Below are 23,721 nucleotides of genomic sequence, written 5' to 3'. Positions count from 1 at the left end.
TGCAGCGCAGCGGAGTGACGTGGGTCCAGCTGCTGGCAGTGGCCAGTTCGGTGGCCTTCCTGGTGCTTGCCGTGATCGCCTCGGCCGGCCAGGTCGATGCGCTCGACCAGGACCTCCGGCAGGTGTTCCGCCCGGATGACGTGTGGGGACCGTGGCAGCTGGTCTTCGGCAACGTGGTCGACGGCGCGGCGCCACGTGTCTCCCTGGCCGTGCTCGCGGTGTCCGGTGCGCTGGCCGCTGTACTAAGAACTAGCTGGCGGCCACTGGTGTACGTAGCTGCTCTCGCACTGACCGGCGCACTGGTGACACAGGTAGCCAAGGCACTCATTGGACGAGCTGATCCGCACGGTGACGTCGGAACGCTGAGTGGATCGTTCCCGTCCGGTCACATGGTGATTCTGCTGGTCTGTCTGGGCGGTGTGCTGCTGGTGTGGCGCCAGCACCCGCCGGTCTGGGCCTGGGCGCTCGTCGCACTGGCCGGACTGACGATGGGCTTCTCGCTGCTGTTGCTGTCGATGCACTGGTTCACGGACGTCGCGGGCGGTGCGTTGCTCGCCGTACCGCTCCTCGTTGTCGCTGCCTCGCCTCGCTTCGTCGGTCCGGTGCACCGGACCGGCCGTACCACGCCAGCCTCAGTTGGGAGTCCAACATGACACAGCCGCGACTCAGCATCGGTCTGCCGGTCTACAACGGTGCGGACTACCTGGAACAGTCCCTGGACGCGGTACTCGGCCAGACGTTCACCGACTTCGAGCTGATCCTGTCCAGCAACGCGTCCACGGATCGCACCGACGATATCTGCCGTGCGTACGCGGCCAAGGACCGCCGGATCACGTTCTATCGGCAGGAACGCAACATCGGTGCAGCGCCGCACCACGACTTCGTGTTCCGGAAGAGCCGGGGCGAGCTGTTCAAGTGGGCGTCCGGTGACGACCTGTGGGGCCGTGACCTGGTAGCGCGCTGTGTGGAGCTGCTGGACCAGCACCCGGACGCGATCCTCGCGCACACCTACACAGCTGCGATCGACGGTGACAACAAGGTCATCCAGGCGCTGGAGTACCCGCTGCACACCGATGCGTCGGAGCCGGCCGAGAGGCTGCGCAGCATGCTGTTCGACGGTGACCTGCCCGGCGCGATCCAGGCGGACGACTTCTACGGCGTTATGCGTGCGGATGTACTGCGTGCGGTCAAGCCACACAACAGCTTCTACCACGCCGATCAGGTGTTCATGGCCGAGGTCGCGCTGCACGGCCGGTTCCTGCAGGTGCCGGAGTGGTTGTACTTCCGCCGGCACCACGACGGCCGCGCACTACAGGCCAACCCGACGATCAGCAGCTGGTCACGCAACCTGGACCCGAAGCGGGCCAACAAGCTGGTGCATCCGCCGGTGCGGCTGGTTGCGGAGTACATCCTCGGCTACTTCGCCGCCGTACGGCGTGCTCCGCTGACAGCGGCGCAGCGGAGCGAGTGCAACCGGCAGATCCGCCGCTGGCTGACCAGTCGGGTCACTCGCCGGTTGCCGGGTCAGTCCAAGCCGGCACCGATCCAGTACTTCGGTGCAGTGGACGCCCTGTCCGTACAGGCGCTGGTAGCCGGATCGGACGGCCACCGATGAAGGTCGGTCTGTACGGCCGCCTTGGTGGTGGCAACATCGGCAACGACGCGATGCTCGACACCGTCCTGGAGTACCTGCGCAACGAACAGCCGCAGGCGGTACTCGACTTCATGTGCGAGGGTCCGGAGGAGATCACCGAGCGGTACGGCGTACCGGCCGTCCAACTGCACTGGATGCAGTCACGCAAGCCCGCACGGTCCCGGCTGGCCCAGAAGGCCCTGACGCTGCTGCGCATCCCACCGGCCGCACTGATCGACACCTGGCGTACGGCGCGGTGGGTGCGGCAGCACGACGTGGTGATGATCCCCGGCGCCGGCGTACTAGAAGCGACGCTGCCGGAGCGACCGTGGGAGCTCCCGTACAGCATGCTGGTGATGGCGCTGTCCGGCCAGCTGTTCGGCGTCCGGACCGGCCTGGTCTGCGTAGGTGGTTCCCGTGTACGCGAACGCGCCATCCGCGTCCTACTGCGTACTGCAGCGCGCGTCGTCGACTACAGGTCGTTCCGCGACGAGTACTCACTCGGTGTCGGCCGTGAGACCGGTGTGGCTGCAGCACAGGACAAGGCGTACGCCGACCTGGCTTTCGGCCTGCCTGTGCCGTCGGACCCACTGCCTGAACCGAAATCGGTTGGAGTCGGCGTGATGTCCTACTACGGCTCGCCCAGCGACCGGGGCCGGGCGGACGAGATCCACGCCCGCTACGTCGACCAGATGAAGCAGTTCGTCCGGCTACTGGTCGAGTCCGGTCGCAGCGTACGGCTGCTGATCGGTGACCGGCTGGACGAGGGAGTTGCCGACAGCATCGTGGCGGACGCCAGGACGTACTGGACCGGGCCGGGCGAACCACCTGTGAGCTACCAGCCGTTCACGTCGTTCGAAGAGCTCATGCAGCGGGTCGCATCAGTGCAGACGGTCGTTGCCCTGCGCTACCACTGTGTAGTCGCCGGACTGACCGTTGGTCGTCCAACGCTTGCACTGAGCTACGGCGGCAAGCACGACGCACTGATGGCTCAAATGGGCCTCGCTGACTTCGTACAGGACGTCAAAGCCCTCGAGGTGGAGCGTCTGGTCGAGCAGGTTGCCGCACTCGAAGCCGACGAGGACACTATCGTCAAGACGCTTGGCGAACGGTCCGATGACTGCCGCGCGCGTCTCGACGAGCAGTTCAGGGACCTGACCGCCGCACTGTTCAGCCAGGGCACCAGGTCGCGGCGATGACCGGGCGGCACACAGGAGGTCATCGCGGAACGCTGCGACGACAAGTAGCCGGCCGGCTGGGCTGGGGGATCGCTGACCAGGCAGTGTCCAGCCTGGGCAACTTCCTGCTCGGTGTGTTCGTCGCACGGCTGCTCGGAGCAACCGGTCTGGGAGCACTGGGTCTGGCGTTCCTCGCGTACTCGGTCGCACTGAACTGTTCACGTGCGCTGTCGACCGATGCGCTCATGGTGCGCTACAGCGTCAGCGGCAAGGACAGCCGACATGAGGCGGTCGCGGCGTCCAGCGGTGTGGCGTTGCTGGTCGGTGTCGTGGGCGGGCTGCTCTGCGTACTGATCGGACTACTGCTCAAGCAGCAGACACCAGGCTCCGAGGCCGGTGCCGCGTTCGTTGCTCTTGGCATCGTGCTACCAGGACTGACACTGCAGGACAGCTGGCGGTCCGCGTTCTTCGCTGCTGGCGAAGGTGCGAAGACGTTCGTCAACGACGCCGTGTGGACGGTCCTGATGCTGACCGCTCTGTTCGTCGGTCGCTTCCTGGACTTCGGTATTACCGCGGCCCTGCTGGCCTTTGGCGGCACGGCCGCTCTGGCAGGGATCTACGGGATCCGGCAGGCAGGAGTCATGCCCCGTCCGGCGGCTGCGCTGGGGTGGCTGCGCAAGCACAGCGATCTCGGACCGCGGTTCCTGGTCGAGAACGTCGTTCTGGGTGCCGGCGGCCAGGTGCGGACGCTGATCGTCGCTGCCAGTGGCGGCCTGGCTGCAGCCGGCGCCATTCGCGGTGCGGAGATGTTGGTCGGACCTGTTGCCGCACTGCTGATGGGAGTTGGACAGGTAGCAGTTCCGGAAGCAGCACGGGCGCTCAGCCGCGGTGGGCGTTCACTGTGGCGGCTGTGCGCCGGACTGAGCGGTGGACTGTCCGTGATAGCGCTTGGCTGGGGCCTGGTGATCCTGGTGCTGTTCCCGCTGGGCATCGGCGACCTGGTGCTCGGCAGCGTCTGGCCGGACGCACATGTACTGGTACTAGGTGTGATCGTCAGCGCAGCAGCGGGCTGTCTCCACGTCGGACCGTCCGCGGGGCTACGTGCACTCGGCCGCGCGGACCAGACGATGCAGTGCCAGATCACCGTCACTACGTTGTTCGTCGGGTTCGCTGCGATCGGTGGCTTCTTCTGGAATGCACAGGGCGTCGTCTGGGGCAGTGCGATCGCCTCTGTACTCGGGATCGCGATCTGGTGGAGCCGACTGGCCAAAGCGCAGCGCGTACACGTCCCCGCGGTGGCTGAGGCCGCGACCGCATGAGCGAACCAGAGATCGTGATCGCCACCCTGATGCGGCCTGAGGGCGGGTCAGGGCTACAGGCACATGTCCGTACGTTCAGGGAGCACCTGCAGGCGATAGACGAGCCAGTCAGCGTGGTCAGTCCGTTCATGGCGCGGTCGCCCTTCGTACTACCCGTATTCGCCGCCCGCCTGGGCATCCGGCCGTTCAGTCGCCCTGCGGCGGTGTGGTGGCACCAGTACTGGCACGCGCGGTACTTGCGGTCCGCACTGGCGGCACAGCTCAAAGACCGACCGGATGCAGTGGTGTACGCCCAGTGCCCGATCTCCGCCGGTGTCGCACTGCAAGTACGGACGACGCAACCAGTAGTGATGGTTGCTCACTTCAACGTCTCGCAGGCGGATGAATGGGCCGACGAGGGCGAGATCCCACGCGACGGCCGGCTGTACCGTTCGATCCGCTCCTTCGAGGCCCGTGTACTAGGTGCACTCGACGGCATCGTGTACGTGTCGGAGTACACCAGGAACGGGCTGGAAGAGCGGATCCCCGCGCTACGCGACGTACCGCATGCTGTTGTACCCAATGCGGTGACGACGGACGTACCGACAACGGACAGCCCAGTAGTACAGGCAGATCTGATCACTGTTGGGCGTCTGGACTCGCGAAAGAACCACCGGTATCTGCTGGAGGTACTTGCCGAAGCAGCTGCCCGTGGCCATCGCTACACGCTGTCCGTGGTCGGTGACGGCGTCGACCGGCGCGCACTGCAGACACGGGCAGCCGAACTGGGTCTGGCAGACCAGGTGTCCTTCCTGGGCTACCAATCGAACCCGCGGCAACTGATGCGGTCACACCGCCTCTACTGTCACACCTCGACAACAGAGAGCTTTGGCATCGTGCTGGTCGAGGCAATGGCGGAAGGGCTTCCGGTGATCGCGGCAGCGGTCGGTGGAGTACCCGAAATCGTCCGCCCGGGCACGGACGGCCTGTTCTGGCCGCTGGACGATCCGTCAGCCGCTGCCGGCGTACTGATCAGCCTGATGTCGGACCCAGCGGCCCGGGAACAGATGGCAACCGCAGCGTTTGAAGGGGTTCAGGCCCGGTTCGCGGCCGGAATCGCCGGCCGCCGGTTGCGGGATTTCGTTGCGGGCGCAGCGATTCGGCAGGTCGCGGCCTTGTAAGGACCTGGCCAAGTTCTCCACAAGCTCGCGGCCCGGCGGTCGCTCCCGGCTTGGTCACGTAGTAATCTTCGGTGACTCGTCGCCAACGCGCGGGTGAATTCTGGGGACGGCAAGCTGGGGAACGCCGAGGGCACGCAACGGCCCGGTCGGTCGCAGCGTGGAACCGAGGGGCGGTCGTGAACGGAGCTGAGGCGCCGGACAGGGTGGACGGGCACCGGCCGCTCTGGGTCGTGCCGCACGAGGTCCCGGCAATTGTTCCGCTGCCGTCCCGGTCGACCGAGCCACGCTGGGTCGGGGTGTACCGCTGGGCCGCCGTCGGCGGTGACCTGCTGGCCGCCATGTTCGGCGTGTCCGTCGCGCTGCTGACCCGCTTCGGGTACCACGTCGGTTCCAGCTACCTGGTCGTGAGCAGTCTGCTCCCACTGGCCTGGATCGGCGTGGTCGCGCTCTCAAAGGGCTACGACTCGCGCTACTTCGGCGCCGGGCCGGACGAGTTCCGGTCGTTGCTGCGCTCCGGCGTCGGGCTGACCGCGCTGGTCGCGATGACGTCCTATGTCACCAAGACCGAGATCGCCCGTGGCTTCGTGGTGCTCGCGATTCCGGTCCTGGTCGTCTCGGCGCTGCTGCTGCGGTACGCGTTGCGGAAGGATCTGCACCGCCACCGGGTCCGAGGTCGCTGCATGCACAGGGTTCTCGTGGTCGGGCGCAGTGGCCCGGCCGCGACGCTGTGTGAGCACCTTGAGAGCCGGCCGACCGACGGTTTCCGCGTGGTGGCGACCTGCCGCCCGCGCGGCGACCAGCACGTCGCGGCCGAGTCCGGGCCGCTGCAGCCCGAGGAGCTGGACGAGCCGGACATCCTCGCCGCCGCCGACCGGCACGCGGTCGAGGTGGTCGCGATCGCGACCGATCCGGAGCTGGCCGGCCAGTCGCTGCGGCGGCTGTCCTGGGCGCTGGAGCAGCGCGGCATCGAGCTGATCGTCTCGCCCGGCATCATCGAGGTGGCCGGCCCGCGGATCTCGGTCCGCCCGGTCGCCGGTCTGTCGCTGCTGCACCTGGAGCGGCCGTCGGTCAGCGGCGGTCCGCACCTGATGAAGGCCGTCTTCGACCGGGTGGTCGCGCTCGGCATCCTGATGCTGCTGTCGCCGTTGCTGATCGGCCTCGCGATCGCGGTCAAACTGACCAGCCCCGGCCAGATCCTGTTCCGGCAGCAGCGAGTCGGCCGCGCGGGCATCGAGTTCACCATGCTGAAGTTCCGCAGCATGTACTCCGATGCCGAGGAGCGGCTCGGGGACCTGTACTCGCTCAGCGACGGCAACGGCGTCATCTTCAAGATGCGCGACGACCCGCGGATGACCCCGCTGGGCAGGTGGATTCGGCGCTTCTCGCTGGACGAGCTGCCGCAGCTGTTCAACGTGGTCCGCGGCGACATGTCGCTGGTCGGGCCGCGGCCGCCGCTGGCCGAGGAAGTCGCGCTGTACGCGGCCGACGACTCGCGCCGGATGCTGGTGAAGCCCGGTATGACCGGTCTGTGGCAGGTCAGCGGCCGCAGCGACCTGTCCTGGGACGAGTCGGTCCGGCTCGACCTGCGGTACGTCGACAACTGGTCGATGACCCTTGACCTGCTGATCCTCTGGAAGACCGTGCGCGCGGTGATCTATGGCGCGGGAGCGTACTGATGAATTCTGAAACCCGGGTCTACGTGGCCGGCCATCGCGGTCTGGTCGGATCGGCGATCTGGCGCCGGTTGCAGGCCGCGGGCGTCACCCAGCTGATCGGGGCGAGCTCGAAGGAACTGGATCTCCGCGACCGGGACGCGACGTTCGCGTTCCTGGCCGAGCACCGGCCGGACGTGGTGATCGACGCGGCCGCGCGGGTCGGCGGCATCCTGGCGAACCGGGACCACCCGACCGAGTTCCTCAGCGACAACCTGCGCATCCAGGTGAACCTGATGGACGCGGCGCTGGAAGTGCGCACGCCGCGGCTGCTGTTCCTCGGCTCGTCATGCATCTACCCGAAGTACGCGGAGCAGCCGATCCGCGAGTCGAGCCTGCTCACCGGTGAGTTGGAGCCGACCAACGACGCGTACGCGATCGCCAAGATCGCCGGCATCATGCAGGTCCAGGCGGTCCGCCGGCAGTACGGTCTGCGCTGGATCTCCGCGATGCCGACGAACCTGTACGGTCCGAACGACAACTTCGACCCGACGTCGTCGCACGTCCTGCCCGCGCTGATCCGCCGCTTCCACGAAGCGAAGGCGGCCGACGCGGCGGAAGTGGTGCTGTGGGGGAGTGGCACGCCTCGGCGTGAGTTCCTGCACGTCGACGATCTGGCCGACGCGTGCCTGCACCTGCTGGCGCGCTACGACGCGCCGGAGCCGGTCAACGTCGGGGTCGGCGACGACGTGACGATCCGGGAGCTGGCCGAGCTGGTCGCCCGCGTCGTCGGGTACACCGGTGCCCTGAGCAACGATTTGTCCAAACCGGACGGCACCCCGCGCAAGCTGCTCGACGTGAGCCGGCTGACCGCGCTGGGCTGGAAGCCGTCGATCGGTCTCGAAGAAGGTGTGGCCGCCACCTACGCCTGGTATCAGGAGCATGTCTCGTGAAAAAGGCGTTCGTCACCGGGATCACGGGTCAGGACGGTTCGTACCTGGCGGAGCTGTTGCTGGCCAAGGGGTACGAGGTACACGGGCTGATCCGTCGTGCCAGCACCTTCAACACGAAGCGGATCGACCACCTGTACGAGGACCCGCATGCGTCGGACAAGCGGTTGTTCCTGCACTACGGCGACCTGACCGACGGTTCGCGCCTGGTGACGCTGCTGGCGTCGATTCAACCGTCCGAGGTGTACCACCTGGCAGCGCAGTCACATGTACGGGTGTCGTTCGACGAGCCGGAGTACACCGGTGACACGACCGGGATGGGTACGACGCGGCTGCTCGAGGCGATCCGGATGATCGGCCTCGACTGCCGGTTCTACCAGGCGTCGTCGTCGGAGATGTTCGGTGCGACACCGCCGCCGCAGAACGAGGAGACTCCGTTCTACCCACGTTCGCCGTACGGCGCGGCGAAGCTGTACAGCTACTGGATGACGCGGAACTACCGCGAGGCGTACGACATGTTCGCCGTGAACGGGATCTTGTTCAACCACGAGTCGCCGCGGCGCGGTGAGACGTTCGTGACCCGGAAGATCAGCCGCGCGGTGGCCGCGATCAAGTGTGGTCAGCAGGACCGGCTGTACCTGGGCAATCTGTCCGCGTGCCGCGACTGGGGGTACGCGCCGGAGTATGTCGAGGGCATGTGGCGGATGCTCCAGCACGACACTCCGGCCGACTATGTGATCGCGACCGGCACGTCGTACTCGGTGCGTGATTTCGTCGAGCTGGCGTTCGAGCACGTCGGGCTGGACTGGGAGAAGTACGTCGACCATGACCAGCGGTACGAGCGGCCCACCGAGGTCGACTCGCTGATCGGCGACGCGTCCAAGGCCACCACGGAACTAGGCTGGAAGGCTCAGGTTCACGTCCCGGAGCTCGTCCGCATCATGGTCGACGCGGACCTCGCCCAGCTGACCGGGGAGGACTCATGACACGGGTCGACGTTCTCGGCATCCACGTCAGCGTGACGAACCTGGACGCGGCCGTCGCCACGTTCGCGGACTGGATCGACGCCGAGGAGCGGCAGCTGGTCTGCGTCTCCGACATGAACGCGCTGCTGCACGCCCGCGCCGACGCGCGGCTGACCGAGGTCTACAACACGTCCGGGCTGACCGTCCCGGACGGGATGCCGCTGGTCTGGGCCGGGAAGAAGGCCGGCTTCGAGCAGATGTCCCGCGTCGCCGGTCCGGACCTGCTCGAGCGGGTGCTCGCGGAGTCGGCGGAGCGCGGCTGGACGCAGTACTTCTACGGTGGCGCGGAGGGCGTGGCCGAGGAGCTGCGGGAGCGGTTCCAGGAGCGGCACCCGGCGTTGAAGGTGGTCGGCGTGGAGTGTCCGCCGTACCGGGAGCTGACCGACGCCGAGGACGCCGAGACGGTCGACCGGATGAACGAGGCCCGGCCGGACATCGTCTGGGTCGGCCTGGGCGCGCCGAAGCAGGAGCGCTGGATGGCCGACCACCGCGACCGGCTGAACGCGACGATCCTGATCGGCGTCGGCGCGGCCTTCGACTTCCACACCGGCCGCCTCGACCGCGCGCCGGCCTGGATGCAGCGCTCCGGCCTGGAGTGGAGCTACCGGCTCTACAAGGAGCCGAAGCGCCTTTGGCGCCGCTACCTGCTCGGCATCCCGCGTTTCCTGGCCGGCATCCTTCGCCACCCGCCACGCGCGCTCTAGAGTGCGGTGGTGAAGCTCCGGCGGCCGAAGTTGCGTCGACTGGCCGGACCGGCCGGTCGCGCGGGCTGGGGTCTGGCCGACCAGGGCCTGTCCAGCCTCAGCAATCTCGCGGTCGGCGTCGTCGTGGCACGGTCGAGCACGGTGGCCGACTTCGGCGTGTACGCGCTGGCGTTCGGCGGGTACACGATCGCGCTGAACGTGTCGCGGGCGGTCGCCACCGAACCACTCGCCGTACGCCACTCCGGCACCCGAACCCCCGACTGGGAGCGAGCCGTCCGGGCCAGCACGGCCACGGCTCTGCTGACCGGCCTGCTCGCGATGGTGCTCGGTCTCGCGATCGCCGCGTTCCCGGCCATCCCGTCCCGGGGTGTACTGATCGCGTTCGCCGTCACGATGCCCGGCCTGCTCCTGCAGGACGCCTGGCGCTGGGCGTTCTTCGTCGTCGGCGAGGGCCGGAAAGCCTTTGTCAACGACCTGATCTGGTTGCTGGTGATGCTGGCGATCTTCGGTGGGCTGTACCTCACCGGCACCGCGTCCGCCTTCACGCTGACGTTCGGCTGGGGACTGGGCGCGGTGGTCGCCGCGATCGCCGGCCGGTTCCAGGCCGGCGTGGCGCCGCGCCGCCAGCTGATTCGTGAATGGGTGAAACGGAACTGGGACCTGAGCCCGAAGTACGTGGGGGAGATGCTCGCGGTCTCCGGCACCATCCAGGTGTACATGCTCGGCATCACCGCGGCCGCCGGTCTGGTCGCGACCGCGGGCATCCGCGGCGCCCAGGTACTGCTCGGGCCGGTCAACGTACTGAACCAGGGCATCCGGATGATCTCCGTACCCGAAGCCGCGCGCGCTCTCAAACACTCGTACCGGCGGCTGTGGCTGGTCGGCCTGGCCATCTCGTTCGGGATCGGCGCCGGCGCGCTGGCCTGGGGCGCCGTCTTCCTGCTGCTGCCCGCCTTCGTCGGCCGCGAGCTACTCGGGCCGGGCGTCTGGACCCAGGCCCATCACGTGCTGATCCCGGTCATCCTGCTGCAGGCCCTCGGCGCCTCTAACGCCGGCGCCTTCGCCATCCTCCGCGCGCTGACGGCCGCCACCCGCGGCCTCCGCGTCCGGCTGATCTCGTCGGCGATCCTGATCAGCTGCGGCGTCAGCGGCGCGTACCTGTGGGGGCCGCAGGGCGCGGCGTGGGGGCTGGCCGGTGCCTCGTTCGCCACCTTGCTGCTGTGGTGGAACGAGGCGCACCGGGCGATCGCCGCCCACCGCCGCGCCGCCGCTCAGGACGCTGCTACGGAATCTTCACACTGACGGCCGGGCCCTTCTTGATGTTCCGCCCGTCGTGCACCTCGACGTGGTACGTGTACGTCGAACCGCGCTTCAGCCCACGGTCCATCACCTGGTACGACTTCCGCGGCTGCCAATAGTACGAGACGTACTTGTTCGACCCGATGCTGAGCGAACCACGGAACACGTTGTACGTCAGCGACAGGTTGTCCACGTCGTACACGTCGTTGTACTTCACGTACACCCGTCCGGCCGAGGTCGCCGTCAGCGTCGGAGCCTTCGGTACGCCCGGTGCCGCGCCGCCCGGCGCGTTGGTGAACCGGGTAATGCCCTGCTGGACGGTCCCGTTCACGTGCAGGAAGTCACCGCCGACCCACAGGTCGGTGTCGGTGCCGGCCATCGCCAGCGGGCCGACCTTCGTGGTGCTCTTCGGGTTGGCGTCAGTGCTCGGGTACCACGGGCCGAGGTTGCCGTCGATCGCGCTCTCGACCAGCAGGTAGTGCGTGCCGGTGCCGTCCCCGAAGCCGTTCGGCGAGGAGCTGCAGTCGTGCGCGTGCGAGCCCTTGTAGACCCAGTTGCCGATCGCCTTGATCGCCTCGGTGGCGCCCAGGCAGTTGTTCTTCCAGAGCAGCTTGCCGGTCGACACCTGGGCGGCCAGCACGCCGTCGTAGCAGCCCTTGCCGTCACCGCCGTTGGACACGAACACCTTGTCGCCGAGCGTGTCGATGTCCTTCACCCGGGTGGTGCAGGTCACGGTCGGCTTCGGGATCGCGGCCGCGGCCGGGAAGTCGTACGCCGCGCCGGTGGTGGTGTTCAGCATCGCCAGCGAGTAGTGGCTGGCGCCGTTGATGGTGCTGAACGGACCGCCGGCGAAGACCCGGGTGCCGTTGTCGGACACGTCGAGCGCGTACACGTCGTTGTTCGCGTTCGGGTTCCACGGCAGCAGGTCGCCCTGGAGCAGCCGGACCGCGCCGAGCCGGTTCCGGGTGGTGCCGTCGATGGCCCGGAAGGCGCCACCGATGTACACGCTGCTGCCGGAGATCGCCAGCGCCTTCACCCGGGCCGCGACGACCGGATCCCAGGCGGCGACGAGCTTGCCGGTGGCGACGCTGAACATCGCGATCTTGCTGCGCCGGATGCCGTTCACGGTGGTGAAGTCACCGCCGATCACCACCCACTTCCCGTCCGGGCTGGTGGCGATGCTGTAGACGGGACCGTTCAGCGTCGGCGCGAACGAGGTCGGCGCGCCGGTCGTCCGGTCGAACGCGGCGATGTAGGTACGGACGGTCTCCCCCTGACCGGCCACCTTGCCTGGCTGACGGATTCTGGTGAACAGCCCACCGGCGTACACCGTGTTCCCGGCGATCGCCAGCGCGTTCACGCTGTTGTTGGTCTGCCACGACGACTGCTTGATCGCGGATACCGCGGAGGCGAAGCCCGGAGTCGCCGCCTCCACCGGCGGTCCGGACGGGATCAACGCCGCGGCCACCACGGCCGCGCCGGTGACAAGAGCCACTACTAACTTCTTCATTTATGTCCTTCGAAGGCGGGGGAGTACAGCGCGTGCCTCATCACGCGCCAGCGTCGGACACTAGCGCTGCTGGAGGCCCACTGGAAGCGGGCCTCCAGCCCGCGTTATGACTTTGTGGCGGAACTCCCAGCTATCTGGCCGAGTAGTGAGACTGAACCTGAGTCGGCAACAGTGCGTATGGGTAGACCGCCGCCTCGTCGATCGCCATTCCGGTCTGGGTCGCGCCGCCACCGGGCCAGGAGTTGGTCAGGTCGTAGCCGACCCGCCACCAGCCGTAGTACAGCGAGGCGGAACCGACCAGCGCGCTACCGGACAGTACTCCGTCGACGTACAGCTTCATGGCGCCGTTGTCGTACGTACCGACGACGTGGTGCCACTGGCCGTTGTTCTTGCCGGAGGTACTGGTCAGCGTGCGCTGGCTGCCGTCGTTCACACCGAACACGATCGAGCCGTTGGTCCGCATGTACAGCATCCGGTCGCCGCCACTGCCGCTGTTACCGGTCTTCGAGTTGCCGAAGCCGATGATCCGGCCGCCACGGTTGAAACCGCTCTGCTTGACCCATGCCTCGACGGTGAACTGCTGCGGCATGCTGTACGCCTTCGCACCGACCATCCGGCCAGTACTACTACTGGTCGTCATCGCGGTGTTGCCGGCAATCGCACCAGCGCCGCCCAGCGTCACCCCGGAGTACGCGCCGGTGTTGCTCTGCCCGGACGCATCGACAGCGGACGTGGCGTTGACTGCTTCACCCAGCCGCCAGTACGCCTGCGGGCCGTCCGCGTTGACGATCTGGTCGTACGCGGTCGATGCGGTGGTCGCGACAGTGATCGGGTCCGAGTAGTTGCCCCGGATCGTCGTGCTGCCGTCAGTGACCTCGATCCGGTAGTTCGTCTGCTCACCAGGTGTCACGTTGGTGTCGGTGTAGTGCAGCCAGGGCCGGTCCCACGGCGTGGACTTGGCGGTCCAGGTCGCGATGGTGGTGTTGGTGAAGCCCTTGAGCAGCCGGTACGTCAGGGTGCTGTCGTCGTTGTCGACCACGGTCGGGAAGTGGATCTCCACGGCGCCCGGCTTCACGCTGTACGGCTGCAGCTTGGCCGGCTTGGCCGGAGCCGCGCCGGGAGCAGCGTTGGTGAAGTGGGTCAGGCCCTGCTGCCCGGAGCCGTTGACGTTCAGGAAGTCGCCGCCGACCCACAGGTCGTTGCCACCGGTCGCGAACGCCAGCGGGCCGACGTTGGTCACGCTGTTCGGGTCCGCGTCGGTGTTCGGGAACCAGGAGCCCAGCGTGCCGTCGGACAGCTTCTCGCTCAGCAGGAAGCGGTACCCGAAGCCCTGCGGGAAGCCGCCGGCGCCCTGGTTGGCGCAGTCGTGGGCGTGCGAGCCCTTGTACAGCCAGCCGTTGACGACCTTGACCGCCTCGGTGGCGCCCAGGCACTGGTTCTTCCACTTCAGCGTGTTGGTCGCGATGTCGGCGGCCCAGGTGCCGTCGAAGCAGCCGCCACCGTCACCACCGTTGCCGAAGTACACGGTGTCGCCGCTGGCGTCGATCGCCTTCACCCGGGTCGTGCAGGACCCGTTCGGCGGCGGCACCGCGGACGCGCCGGGGAACGGCAGCACGGCGCCGCTCACCGGGTCGAGGCTGGTCACGGTGTTCTGGTTGGTGCCGTTGACCGCGCTGAACTGGCCACCCGCGTACACCTTGGAGCCGTTGTCGGCCACGTCGATCGCGTACACGTCGCCGTTGACCGACGGTGCCCACGGCAACAGCGTGGCGTTGTCGGTGCTGACCGCGGCCAGCCGGTTGCGGGTCTGGCTGTTCACCAGGCCGAACGAGCCGCCGAAGTACACGGTCGTGCCGGAGACGGCGATCGTCTTGACCCGGTAGGACACCGAGGGCTTCCAGTTCGCGACCAGGGCGCCGGTGGCGGTGTCGAACGCGGCGATCCGGTTGCGGGTCTGGCCGTTGACGGTGGTGAAGTCGCCGCCGACGAAGATCCGGGAACCGTCGGCGGAGGCGGCCACGGCGTACACCTGGCCGTTCAGCACCGGGTTGAACGAGCTGACCAGCGCTCCGGTGGACGCGTCGAACGCGGCCAGGTACGCCTGGCCGACCTCACCGGTACCAGCTGCCGCGCCCGGCGGCCGGACGCTGGTGAAGCGGCCGCCCGCGTACGCCTTGCCGTTGGCGACCGCGAGGCCCTGCACGCTGGCGTTGGTCTGCCAGGCCGGGCCGTTGACCGCCGAGAGCGATGACTCGGTGCTCTGCGCCGGCGGCGCGAGCGTCACGACCAGGCCGGCTGCGAGCAGAGTGCCCACGATCCCCAGTCGCGTGAACAGACGTCTCTTCTTCATCCTGCGATGTCCCCCTCGGACACAACGGCGTCCCTCACGAACGCCGTCCCCTTGATTCTCCTGATCCCCGAGAACTCCCCCGAGGTAGAGAGTAGGGCACGCGGCAAGATCCCGGGAGCGGGACGTCCACGGCTGTGGATATCCTGGGGCGCTGGCGCCGAAGGAGTGAGGGACTAGATGGAACCGGGCACCGTGGTCTGGCGGGAGACCGCACAGTCCCTGCTACGGCAGAAATGGCTGATACTCGGCTGCATCCTGCTCGGACTGCTCGGCGCCTCGGTGTTCGCGCTCTCACAGACCACCAGATGGACGGCCTCCAGCCAGCTGGTGATCGGTCCGGCGGTACCGCCGGCCCTGGTCGGGAAGCTGTCCGGCAGCGGCGCCGACAAGACCGGACCGCTCGGCATGGACCTGCCGGCCGAGACCCAGGCCCGGGTGATGGCCAGTCCGACGCTGCTGAAGGCAGTGGTGAAGGCGCTGGGCATGCCGAACAACGACCAGACCATTCAGGACCTGGCGGCCGTGACCCGGGTGAAAGCAGTCACGGACAACGCGTACCTGGTCACCACCGACGGTCCGACCGCCCAGCAGGCGGTGGACCGGGCGAACACGATCGCCACCATCTACCTGACGCAGCGCAACAACGAGGCGAAGGCGCTGATCACCAACCTGGCCGAGCAGGCACAGGCCCGGTCGAAGACGGCGCAGACCCAGTCCAAGAGCCTGGTCAACCAGATCGACGAAGCCGTTGGCCGGGGCGACAACCAGACCGCCGCGGCGCTGCGCGACCAGCGCGTGGGTCTGGCTACTGAGGCTCGGCAGGCGGCGGACGACGCGGCCGCGATGCTGAAGGCGCTCTCGGCTGTCGGCGCGGGCAGCCAGTTGGTGACACCGGCAACGACTGACACGGCGACCTCATCGCCGATCGTTGCCCGCGACATCCTGGTCGGCGGGATTCTCGGTCTGGTGCTCGGCTTCGGGTTGGCGCTGCTGCGGTCGCACCTGACGCCGTACATCCTCACCCGGGACCAGGCGGCGCGGGCGGCGAGCGCGCCCGTGATGGCGGCCTCGGAGGGCAAGCGGCGGCGGTTCTGGCAGCGGTCGGCTCCGGAGCTGCCGCAGTACGAGATCACCGCGCTGGGCGCCGAGGCGAGCGGGGCACTGGCCCGCCGCGAGCTGAACCCGCGGGCCTTCGCCGGTGGCGGCCCGGGCGCGCTGCTGGTGGTCTCCGCGTCACCGACGCCGAACTCGGCCGGCATCGCGCTGGCGATGGCCGAGGCGAACGCGCGGGACGGCCGGGAGACGCTGCTGGTGCTGGCCGACATCGAAGGCACTCCGGTCCTTCCGCACCTGACCGGTCACGAAGGACTCACCGACCTGGTGATGGAGCCGGCCGCGACCCGGGCGATCCGGGCCCGCAAGCTGTTCCGCCCCGGCACGGTCGCGGATCTGTACGTACTGCCGCCCGGACTGAACCACGAGGAGACCGCTGAGGCGGTCGGCCCGTCGCTCGTCCCGGGCATCGTCGCGGACCTGCCGCCGGGGTACTCGGTGGTGATCCACGGTCCGGCATCGGTCGGCCGGCACGGGATCACGCCGCTGGCGGCCGCCGTGGACGCGTCGGTACTGGTCGTCCAGGTCGGTCTGGACAAGGAGATGGATGTCGCGCGGCTGACCGGCGCGCTGCAGTTCGCGGGCGCTCCGGTGCTGGGCGTGGTTCTGATCGGCGCTTCGGCGCAGGACGAGACGCTCGGTATCCCGCTGAACTACAAGCCGCTGGACGCCGGTACGCAGCCGACGCGCTGATGTCCGGCACCTACGCTCACAGGACGCGGCTGGCCCCGGCGGTGCCGGGGACGGTCGAGACGCCGAGTGAACGGCCGGCCTGGTTCTGGCTGATGCTGTGGTGCCTGTTCGTGCTCGGCGTACAGCCCTGGTCGTCACGGGTCGCGTCGCCACAAGGTACGACCGGTTCCACGAACAGCCTGGCGAAGGGCCTGCTGCTCGGTGCGGTGTTCCTGGTCGCGCTGGCCGCTACCAAACCGGGGTTCCGTACACGGGTGAATCCGGCGAGCTGGTTGTACGTGATGTACGTGCTGTTCGCCTGCGCGACGGCGTTCCTGCTGGCCGAGCCGATGGGTCCACTGACCCGACTGGCCCGGTTTCTGATCGGGCTGGTGTTTCTGTTCCTGCTCTGGCGGCCGCTGGTGCAGGTGCCAGAGCGGCTGGTACGTGCGCATCTGTGGGCGCACCTGTTGCTGGGTGCAACCGTCGTACTGAGCCTGGCCTACTCGCCGTCGCAGGCGTGGCGGCCGTTGCGTTCACTTGGCACCGGGTACCGGCTGCAAGGTGTCATCATCCCGATGCTGCCACCGCGCGTCGGTGAAGTCGGTGCGATCCTGCTGGGCCTGGCGCTGATCGGACTGGTGTGCCGCAAGCTGTCGACCTTGCCCGCGGTGACGCTGATCGGGCTGGGCGGCGTCCTGATCGCTGCCAGCCGCACACGTACGTCGGCGGCGGCGCTCGCGTTCGGGCTGTTGCTGGCACTGATCCTGACCCGCAAGACGTGGGCGGGGCGGATAGCCAGCTTCGCCTTCCCCGCAGTGCTCGGACTAGCGTTCCTGATGATCGGATCGCTGCATGACTGGCTGCTGCGCGGGCAAGGCACCCAGCAGATCAGTTCGCTCAGTGGGCGTACGACGAGTTGGCACGCCGTACTGGACGAGAAGGTGTCGATCCAGACCGCGATCATCGGACATGGCCTCGGCAACAAGCGCGTACTGCTCCGCCGGGGCGAAGGCGACATCGACGTGATGGCGATCGACAACAGCTGGCTCGGTCTGTACTGGGAGACCGGTCTGCTAGCCGTCGCGATCGTGGCGATCGCACTGATCGTGGCCTGGGTGTCCGTGGTGCGTGCGCCGACGCCGTACGTCCGGGCTTGTGGGGCGTTGCTGCTCGGGTACGTCACTGCCGCTTCGCTCAACGAGAGTGGACTGTCCGATCTGTCGTCCATGACCGTGCACCTGCTGGTCGCGGCCGCGATCTGCGACGCGGACCGGCTACGCCATCGAAAACGCGCCTTAGCTGCTCAGCCGGCGCACTAGCTGCTCGTAGCACGTTCTGGCTGCTCGCAGCCTGTTTAGCTGTTGACTGAGTCCTTGTCGAAGCCGGACTGCTGCCACTCGCTCCAGGACATCGTCTTGCCGCGGTAGGAGAACCGATCCGCCGGCGAGCCGGAAACTGTGTAGCTGTTCCGGCGGAAGGTGATGGCTCCTGGCTGGGTGGGGGAGCCCTTGTTCTCCACCACGCCGAGCGTCGACGTCGCGTCCGTCATCACGAACTGGTTGCCTTCGACTAGGACATCGCGCAGTACGTACGTACCGCGCGGCCCCTCGCCGCGGGTACGCGACTGGATGGACAGCGCGTTGCGGTTGTCCTTGACCAGGTTGCCGCGAACCTGCACGCCGGATGACGTGTTCACGTTGATACCGCCACCGTCCCAGAGCGATCCGCCGGAACCACGGCCCGTACCGAAGCCGTTGTGTTCGACGACGTTCTGGTCGATCAGCGCCTGGTAGCTGATCTCGTACCGGATGCCGTCCGCCGCGTTGTCCCGGATGCGGTTGCCGGTGATCCGCCGGTCGTACTCGGCGATGTCGCTCCACATGCCGATACCGCGGTTGGCGATGATGTCGTTGCCGCTGACCTCTCCGGACGAGCGGGTCGACTTGATGCCGCCGGACTCCCAGTCGGCGATCCAGAAGCCGTCGGTGTTGTTCCTGGTCACCAGATTCGCGGTGATCCGGACGCCGGCCGACTTGTACTGGCCGATGCCCAGCTGGCCGTTGTCGGCGACAGTGTTCCGGCTGACCTCGGCGTCGTCGCCCTCGATCACCATGATGCCGACGGCGTGGTTCCAGCGCACCTCGTTCGCGGTGACCGTCCAGCCACGACCGGCCTGCACCGCACCGGCCTGCGGGCGGCTGGCGAAGTGCTCGACGGTCAGTCCGGTGACCGTGACGTTGTCAGCTGTCTTGTCGATCGCGGTCTGGGTCTTGGACATCTCTACTAGCTGACCGGTCGGGTTGTCGTCCAGGTACAGCGCGTTGGCCTGGTAGTCCCCGAAGAAGGTGCCCGGCTTCAGTTGGCTCAGACTCATCACCCGAGTCAGGTGTTTGCCGTTGACGTACACCTGCTCGCCCAGCTGGCACGGCTTGGTCTTGTTGTCCTCACACTGCCCCTTCAGCGGGTACGCGGCCGGTAGCGCGCCGCGGACGACCCATGCGCCGCCGGAGCGCTTCCAGCCGGTCAGACGGACCGCACCGCTCAGTACCGCGCCGGGTCCGCCGGCCAGTGTGTCGCCGGAGCGCGGCTGGATCGCTCTGGTCAGCCGGTGCACGCCTTTCGCGAAGCAGAACGTGGTAGCTGGTGGAGCGGCGTCGATGACTGGCTGCGGGTCAGTGCCGACCGGAATCGCAGTGCCCTGACAGGGCTTCGCCGTACTCGGTCCGGTCGGGCCCAGTACAGCAGCCGCCGCGGTCGGAGGAGCAGTGGGCACGGTGACAGTCGTGGTAGCCGGCGGAGCCGACTGCTGCGCGGGCTGATCACCCGAGTCGGTGCAGCCCGTCAGCAACAGCCCAACCACGGCAGCACCCGCCGTGACAACCAGACCCCTCATCCGCGTCCCTTCCACCCACCCCCGGCGTACTGATCACCGGGACCCTACTTGGCTTACGGTCCGGGCACGCTAGGTGCCCGTCCGAACACTCGATATCTGATACCTTTATCGGTCATGCCACGCCGACCTAGGTTCTGGCGCTCAAGGGCGCGCGACGCCGCCGCTTCAGCCACTGGGGCCGCGCCGCGAACCTTCCCGAATGGCTCCCGGCTGGCGATCGCGGCGGGATTCCTGGTCGACATCGAAGCCGACGGGTTGTACCTGTACACGTCGGACTTCGAGGTGCCGGCAGACCAGTTGAAGGCGTTGGTGGTCGTGCCTGACGATCGTCGTCCGAGGATCGCGTACCGGTTGATCAGCCCTGGCGGACCGGCAGCGGACATGGACTGGAGCGTGCGTGGCTACGGCGATCTAGGGAGCGACGAGCAGGAGACCGTCGGCGCGCGGCTCGAAGCCGCGGCCAAGCGCGGCCATTCGCTCGATCGCCAACTGGCGGATGCCAACTTCGAGAAGCTGGCCGAGGGCGCCTGGCGCTTCCATGGCAGCGACAGCACGATCACCGTGGTGCGGGACGGTAATGGAGTGGCGTTCTACACCCCGGTGCATGACCGTCGGATGGCGGACGTGATTCGGGCTTCCCAGATGCTCGGTGTAGTGCAGACGTCCGCCGGATCGGAGCAGGGACTCCGATTCAGCGGCGAGTGGATGTCGTACACGCTGGTCGCGCCCGTCCCTTATCCCCGGGACGCCGAGATGACGCGGGCGATCACCCCGGCGGAGATCGGCATGCGGCCGGTGCCGCGGTCGACGCAGCCCGATGGGTTCGTGATCGGCGGCGCCAATGAAACCGAAGTGATCCGCCGCCTGACCGAGCTCGGCGGACGGCCGATCCAGGAACTCGAGGCCTGGATGCGGCCCTTCGATCCTGACCGACCCTTGGAACCGGTCGACCATCACCGTTCACAGGCCGGCTTTCTCGGCCCGAAGGACGGTCTGCTCCGGACGCTGGCCCGTGACAACGAGGTGGTCCGGAGGCTCGGCCTGACACACACCGAGGTCGGCGACACCGTGCGGATGGCGACCTGGGCGGCGGGCGGCTTCGGCGTCTCGCGTTACGTCGGGCCAGGTGATCACCGCTACTCGATCACGGCTCGGGGGAGCATGGGGCAGCAGCTATCACCGTTCTGGGACGGGACGGGCGGGAGTTCCGACTACCAGATCACGAACGACCGGACTGGGTCCTCCGTCGCGGTCTCGGACCTGGGCGGGCCGATGATCAGCAAGTACGGCTTCTACCAAGGTCCTGGCTCGCCGTATCGGACGGCGCCGGAGGACATCATCCGCACCTTCTCGGATCTGACGGAGAAGGCCGGCGGCGAAGCCGAGGTCAGGCGAGTCGTGGCAGAGGTCGACGCGTACTTCTCCGCTGCCGAGGCTGTAGACAAATCCACGCTCGGTAACGTGCCGCCCGGTTCCGCGACCGGAACATCTGCCTCTTCCCGCTCGGACGGCCGACCGCCGGAGAACGGCCCCAAACGGGAACCGGACGCCCGCGATCGCTGACCGCGGGCACTCCTTCAGCTGAGGTAGGTGTCCCGCGCCAGGTCGTACGCGAGGGCTTTCGCGACCTGTAGCGCGTCGTCCTCGTCCAGGCGGTGCTGGACGACCAGATTGGCCAGGTACCCGGCGTCGATGCGCCGCGCAAGGTCATGTCGCGCGGGGATCGACAGGTACGCGCGGGTGTCGTCGACGAAGCCGGACATGTTGTAGAAGCCGGCTGTCTCGGTGACGAGCTCGCGGAACCGGCGCATGCCGTCCGGGCTGTCCAGGAACCACCAGGGCGCACCGAGCCGCACCGCCGGGTATACACCGGCGAGTGGAGCGAGCTCACGCGAGTACACCGTCTCGTCCACGGTGAACAGCACCAGCCGGAAGCCATCCGCATGACCGAACCGCTCCAGCAACGGTCGGAGCGACCGAGTGAACTCAGCTGCCACTGGGATGTCGTGACCCTTGTCCGGTCCGTACTTGGCGAAGATCTCTGAATGGTGGTCCCGGAGGACACCCGGGTGCAGCTGCATGACCAGACCGTCTTCTGCAGACATGACTGCGGACTGGTACAGCATGTGTCCCGCGAACGCTGCGGCGTCGTCAGTGGTGACATCGCCCTTCAGCGCACCGCTGTAGATCCGCGACGCCTCGGCGTCGGACAGCGGCGTGGCGGCCGCGCTCAGGTGACCGTGGTCGGTGGCGCGCGCCCCTGCCGCTACGAACGCCTGCCGGCGCTGCCGGAGTGCTGCGAGGAACCCGTCGTACGTGGAGGTGTCTACGTCGGCTAGAGCGCCCAGTTGCGCGACTAGGGTCGGCCAGTCTGCCCGGTTGACATGCGCTACCGCATCCGGCCGGAAGGTCGGTACTACGCGTCCAGGCAGGTCGGCTGCGAGCTCAGCGTGCTGCGCCAGGTCGTCGGTGGCCGCGTCGGTGGTGGAGATCAGCTCGATGTTGAACCGGTCGAGCAGAGCGCGCGGGCGGAAGTCCGGCTCGGCGATGCGGGCCATGATCTGGTCGTACAGCTCATCGGCGGTCTCAGCGGACGGGTGCACCGTGAGGCCAAGGACCTCGGCGAACTCGTGCTCCAGCCAGTACCGGCTGGGGGTGCCGAGGAAGAGCTGCCAGTTCGCGCAGAACTCGCGCCAGATCTCCCGCGGTCCGGCGGTCTGCCCACCGTCGACCCGGGGCAGACCGAGCTTGTCCGGGCCGACGCCCTGGGAGATCAGCATCCGGGTCACGTAGTGGTCCGGAACCACCAGCAGCTCAGCCGGGTCGCCGAACGGCGCGTCGGCCGCGAACAGCCCGATGTCGACGTGTCCGTGCAGGCACAGCAGCGGCAGGTCCTTCGTCGAGTCGTGGATGCGGCGAGCAACGTCCCGCGCCGGGCCGGCCGGCAGCGCGCGATCCGGATGAGGCTGCAGAGCCTTCGGCATGAATCCTCCGATCAACAACCCTGAAACAGATCTGCAAAGGATTGCAGTCGCTTCTTGTCAGCACAAGACGGCGTCCATGACGCCTCACTTGACACAATCTGCAACCGATTGCAAACTCGACTGGTCCCAGCGGAGTGGAGCGGGTGGCGGGGGTCAGGAGATGAGTGTGCCGGTGACGATTCGGGATGTGGCGCGGTTGGCCGGGGTTTCGCCGTCCACGGTCTCGCGGGCGATCTCGCTGCCGGAGATGGTCAACGCCACCACCCGTGCCCGAGTAGCGGCAGCCGTCGAACAGTTGGGGTACGAACCGAACCGCGCCGCCCGTGGATTGATCACCGGCCGCACCGGCACGATCGGCCTGGTCGTACCGGACCTGGCCAACCCGTTCTTCGCGAGCCTCACGAAGGCGATCCAGGCACGAGCACGCCGGCATGACGTGGCGGTGTTCGTCGCGGACACCGACGAGGACCCGGGAGCCGAAGCGGGTCTGGTACGCGCCCTGTCGAAGCAGGTCGACGGCATCGTGCTCTGCTCGCCGCGCGCGAGTGACGACGACCTGGCCGCGTTCGCGGCGGACACCACGGTCGTACTGGTCAACCGGGCCGCGGCAGGCATCCCTGGCGTCACTTACGACAACGAGGACGGCATGCGCCAGGCCGTCGCCCATCTGGTTGCTCTCGGCCACCGTCGGATCGCCTGGGTCGGTGGTCCGGCTAGCTCGTGGTCCACCCAGCACCGCGGCCTGGGCCTGCGCAACGCTACCGAGGAGCTGCACGCCGTACTGGTGCCGGTCGGCAACTTCGCGCCGACCTACGAGGGTGGGATGGCGGCCGCGGATCAGGTAATCGCGACCGGAGCCACGGCGGTGGTCGCGTACAACGACCTGGTCGCTATCGGCCTACTGGCCCGCCTGCACAGTCGTGGCATCTCCGTACCGGGCGAGCTGAGCGTGGTCGGTGTCGACGACATCGCCATGTCCGGCATGGCCCACCCGGCCCTGACCACGATCCGCCTCCCCAAGCAGGAAGCCGGCTGGATCGCGGTGGAACTACTACTGGCGCTCCTGGACAACCCAGACAGCCAGCAGGGTGCATCCGGTACGCGGAGTGAACTGCACGGCGAGCTGATCGTCCGAGCCTCAACCGGGCCAGTGCCCGTGCCGGACCGACAGCCATGACCGGTCTGGTGCCCGTGACCCGCCCAGTGTCCGCGACCCGCCCTGTGCCCGTGACTGGTCCGGTGCCACTGAACTGAATGCCAAGGCCCTGAATGATCC

Annotated in this window: 18 protein-coding genes; 14 read left to right on the top strand and 4 right to left on the bottom strand. The window is 67.9% G+C overall.

The window, feature by feature from the left end:
* Window positions 1-14 precede the first annotated feature (14 nt).
* The 10 genes from HDA44_RS12685 to HDA44_RS12640 all read left to right on the top strand — a co-directional run bounded on the left by HDA44_RS12685 (window position 15) and on the right by HDA44_RS12640 (window position 10,923).
* Window positions 15-653: a phosphatase PAP2 family protein gene (locus tag HDA44_RS12685; RefSeq protein WP_337905913.1), complete on the top strand. Its 639-nt coding sequence runs from the start codon at window positions 15-17 to the stop codon at window positions 651-653.
* Window positions 650-1,615 (top strand): glycosyltransferase family 2 protein, encoded by a 966-nt coding sequence (locus HDA44_RS12680; protein ID WP_184834042.1) that lies wholly within the window; start codon window positions 650-652, stop codon window positions 1,613-1,615. The genes HDA44_RS12685 and HDA44_RS12680 overlap by 4 nt, the downstream gene beginning before the upstream one ends.
* A complete protein-coding gene (locus HDA44_RS12675) occupies window positions 1,612-2,832 on the top strand; it encodes a polysaccharide pyruvyl transferase family protein (protein ID WP_184834040.1) in 1,221 nt (406 codons plus the stop codon). Before HDA44_RS12680 ends, HDA44_RS12675 begins: the two co-directional genes overlap by 4 nt.
* Entirely contained in the window at window positions 2,829-4,130 is a 1,302-nt protein-coding gene (locus HDA44_RS12670) for an MATE family efflux transporter (RefSeq protein ID WP_184834038.1), read from the top strand. Before HDA44_RS12675 ends, HDA44_RS12670 begins: the two co-directional genes overlap by 4 nt.
* A complete protein-coding gene (locus HDA44_RS12665) occupies window positions 4,127-5,290 on the top strand; it encodes a glycosyltransferase family 4 protein (RefSeq protein ID WP_184834037.1) in 1,164 nt (387 codons plus the stop codon). Before HDA44_RS12670 ends, HDA44_RS12665 begins: the two co-directional genes overlap by 4 nt.
* Window positions 5,291-5,466: 176 nt before the next feature.
* Window positions 5,467-6,966 (top strand): exopolysaccharide biosynthesis polyprenyl glycosylphosphotransferase, encoded by a 1,500-nt coding sequence (locus HDA44_RS12660; RefSeq protein ID WP_184834035.1) that lies wholly within the window; start codon window positions 5,467-5,469, stop codon window positions 6,964-6,966.
* Window positions 6,966-7,895 carry a GDP-L-fucose synthase family protein gene (locus tag HDA44_RS12655; RefSeq protein ID WP_184834033.1) on the top strand — a complete coding sequence of 310 codons (930 nt, stop codon included), beginning with the start codon at window positions 6,966-6,968 and terminating at the stop codon, window positions 7,893-7,895. The genes HDA44_RS12660 and HDA44_RS12655 overlap by 1 nt, the downstream gene beginning before the upstream one ends.
* Window positions 7,892-8,878, top strand: a complete 987-nt coding sequence (gmd, locus tag HDA44_RS12650) for a GDP-mannose 4,6-dehydratase (protein WP_184834031.1) — start codon at window positions 7,892-7,894, stop codon at window positions 8,876-8,878. The genes HDA44_RS12655 and gmd overlap by 4 nt, the downstream gene beginning before the upstream one ends.
* Window positions 8,875-9,621: a WecB/TagA/CpsF family glycosyltransferase gene (locus HDA44_RS12645; RefSeq protein WP_184834029.1), complete on the top strand. Its 747-nt coding sequence runs from the start codon at window positions 8,875-8,877 to the stop codon at window positions 9,619-9,621. Before gmd ends, HDA44_RS12645 begins: the two co-directional genes overlap by 4 nt.
* 9 nt (window positions 9,622-9,630) lie before the next feature.
* Window positions 9,631-10,923 (top strand): MATE family efflux transporter, encoded by a 1,293-nt coding sequence (locus HDA44_RS12640; RefSeq protein ID WP_319043106.1) that lies wholly within the window; start codon window positions 9,631-9,633, stop codon window positions 10,921-10,923.
* Here the strand turns inward: HDA44_RS12640 and HDA44_RS12635 are convergent.
* Both HDA44_RS12635 and HDA44_RS12630 read right to left on the bottom strand, forming a co-directional pair.
* Window positions 10,904-12,430, bottom strand: coding sequence for a WD40 repeat domain-containing protein (locus HDA44_RS12635; RefSeq protein ID WP_184834027.1), 1,527 nt, complete (start codon window positions 12,428-12,430; stop codon window positions 10,904-10,906). The genes HDA44_RS12640 and HDA44_RS12635 overlap by 20 nt on opposite strands.
* Window positions 12,431-12,560: 130 nt before the next feature.
* The gene (locus tag HDA44_RS12630) at window positions 12,561-14,780 is read right to left on the bottom strand and encodes a LamG-like jellyroll fold domain-containing protein (protein ID WP_184834025.1); all 2,220 of its coding nucleotides are present in this window, start codon (window positions 14,778-14,780) and stop codon (window positions 12,561-12,563) included.
* A 177-nt stretch (window positions 14,781-14,957) separates the two neighbouring features.
* Between HDA44_RS12630 and HDA44_RS12625 the strand changes: the two genes are divergently transcribed.
* Together HDA44_RS12625 and HDA44_RS12620 are read left to right on the top strand one after the other, a co-directional pair.
* A complete protein-coding gene (locus HDA44_RS12625) occupies window positions 14,958-16,586 on the top strand; it encodes a Wzz/FepE/Etk N-terminal domain-containing protein (RefSeq protein ID WP_184834023.1) in 1,629 nt (542 codons plus the stop codon).
* A complete protein-coding gene (locus HDA44_RS12620; RefSeq protein WP_184834021.1) occupies window positions 16,586-17,887 on the top strand; it encodes a hypothetical protein in 1,302 nt (433 codons plus the stop codon). Before HDA44_RS12625 ends, HDA44_RS12620 begins: the two co-directional genes overlap by 1 nt.
* A gap of 35 nt (window positions 17,888-17,922) precedes the next feature.
* On the opposite strand, the gene HDA44_RS12615 is transcribed toward HDA44_RS12620, so the two are convergent.
* Window positions 17,923-19,461, bottom strand: a complete 1,539-nt coding sequence (locus HDA44_RS12615; RefSeq protein WP_184834019.1) for a right-handed parallel beta-helix repeat-containing protein — start codon at window positions 19,459-19,461, stop codon at window positions 17,923-17,925.
* Between the two features lie 114 nt (window positions 19,462-19,575).
* Here HDA44_RS12615 and HDA44_RS12610 point away from each other — a divergent pair, with 114 nt between their 5' ends.
* Window positions 19,576-21,024 (top strand): hypothetical protein, encoded by a 1,449-nt coding sequence (locus HDA44_RS12610; protein WP_184834017.1) that lies wholly within the window; start codon window positions 19,576-19,578, stop codon window positions 21,022-21,024.
* Window positions 21,025-21,038: 14 nt separating this feature from the next.
* Here the strand turns inward: HDA44_RS12610 and uxaC are convergent, their stop codons facing one another.
* Window positions 21,039-22,445 carry a glucuronate isomerase gene (gene uxaC, locus HDA44_RS12605; protein ID WP_184834015.1) on the bottom strand — a complete coding sequence of 469 codons (1,407 nt, stop codon included), beginning with the start codon at window positions 22,443-22,445 and terminating at the stop codon, window positions 21,039-21,041.
* 160 nt (window positions 22,446-22,605) lie between these two features.
* On the opposite strand from uxaC, the gene HDA44_RS12600 reads away from it, so the two are divergent.
* Complete coding sequence (locus HDA44_RS12600; protein WP_202887340.1) at window positions 22,606-23,622, top strand: LacI family DNA-binding transcriptional regulator; 1,017 nt, start codon at window positions 22,606-22,608, stop codon at window positions 23,620-23,622.
* The last annotated feature ends 99 nt before the right edge of the window (window positions 23,623-23,721 follow it).

This window comes from Kribbella solani, assembly GCF_014205295.1.
In the GTDB taxonomy this organism is placed as follows: domain Bacteria; phylum Actinomycetota; class Actinomycetes; order Propionibacteriales; family Kribbellaceae; genus Kribbella; species Kribbella solani.
Note: the sequence above shows the minus strand (reverse complement) of the source record. Positions and strands in the feature narration are given on the sequence as shown.

What these genes read in the sequence shown, in the direction of transcription:
- HDA44_RS12680 (WP_184834042.1), top strand. Translation starts at nt 650, where the DNA reads ATGACACAGCCGCGACTCAGCATCGGTCTGCCGGTCTACAACGGTGCG.
- HDA44_RS12675 (WP_184834040.1), top strand. Translation starts at nt 1,612, where the DNA reads ATGAAGGTCGGTCTGTACGGCCGCCTTGGTGGTGGCAACATCGGCAAC.
- HDA44_RS12670 (WP_184834038.1), top strand. Translation starts at nt 2,829, where the DNA reads ATGACCGGGCGGCACACAGGAGGTCATCGCGGAACGCTGCGACGACAA.
- HDA44_RS12665 (WP_184834037.1), top strand. Translation starts at nt 4,127, where the DNA reads ATGAGCGAACCAGAGATCGTGATCGCCACCCTGATGCGGCCTGAGGGC.
- HDA44_RS12655 (WP_184834033.1), top strand. Translation starts at nt 6,966, where the DNA reads ATGAATTCTGAAACCCGGGTCTACGTGGCCGGCCATCGCGGTCTGGTC.
- HDA44_RS12645 (WP_184834029.1), top strand. Translation starts at nt 8,875, where the DNA reads ATGACACGGGTCGACGTTCTCGGCATCCACGTCAGCGTGACGAACCTG.
- HDA44_RS12635 (WP_184834027.1), bottom strand. Translation starts at nt 12,430, where the DNA reads ATGAAGAAGTTAGTAGTGGCTCTTGTCACCGGCGCGGCCGTGGTGGCC.
- HDA44_RS12630 (WP_184834025.1), bottom strand. Translation starts at nt 14,780, where the DNA reads ATGAAGAAGAGACGTCTGTTCACGCGACTGGGGATCGTGGGCACTCTG.
- HDA44_RS12625 (WP_184834023.1), top strand. Translation starts at nt 14,958, where the DNA reads ATGGAACCGGGCACCGTGGTCTGGCGGGAGACCGCACAGTCCCTGCTA.
- HDA44_RS12620 (WP_184834021.1), top strand. Translation starts at nt 16,586, where the DNA reads ATGTCCGGCACCTACGCTCACAGGACGCGGCTGGCCCCGGCGGTGCCG.
- HDA44_RS12615 (WP_184834019.1), bottom strand. Translation starts at nt 19,461, where the DNA reads ATGAGGGGTCTGGTTGTCACGGCGGGTGCTGCCGTGGTTGGGCTGTTG.
- HDA44_RS12610 (WP_184834017.1), top strand. Translation starts at nt 19,576, where the DNA reads ATGCCACGCCGACCTAGGTTCTGGCGCTCAAGGGCGCGCGACGCCGCC.
- uxaC (WP_184834015.1), bottom strand. Translation starts at nt 22,445, where the DNA reads ATGCCGAAGGCTCTGCAGCCTCATCCGGATCGCGCGCTGCCGGCCGGC.
- HDA44_RS12600 (WP_202887340.1), top strand. Translation starts at nt 22,606, where the DNA reads ATGAGTGTGCCGGTGACGATTCGGGATGTGGCGCGGTTGGCCGGGGTT.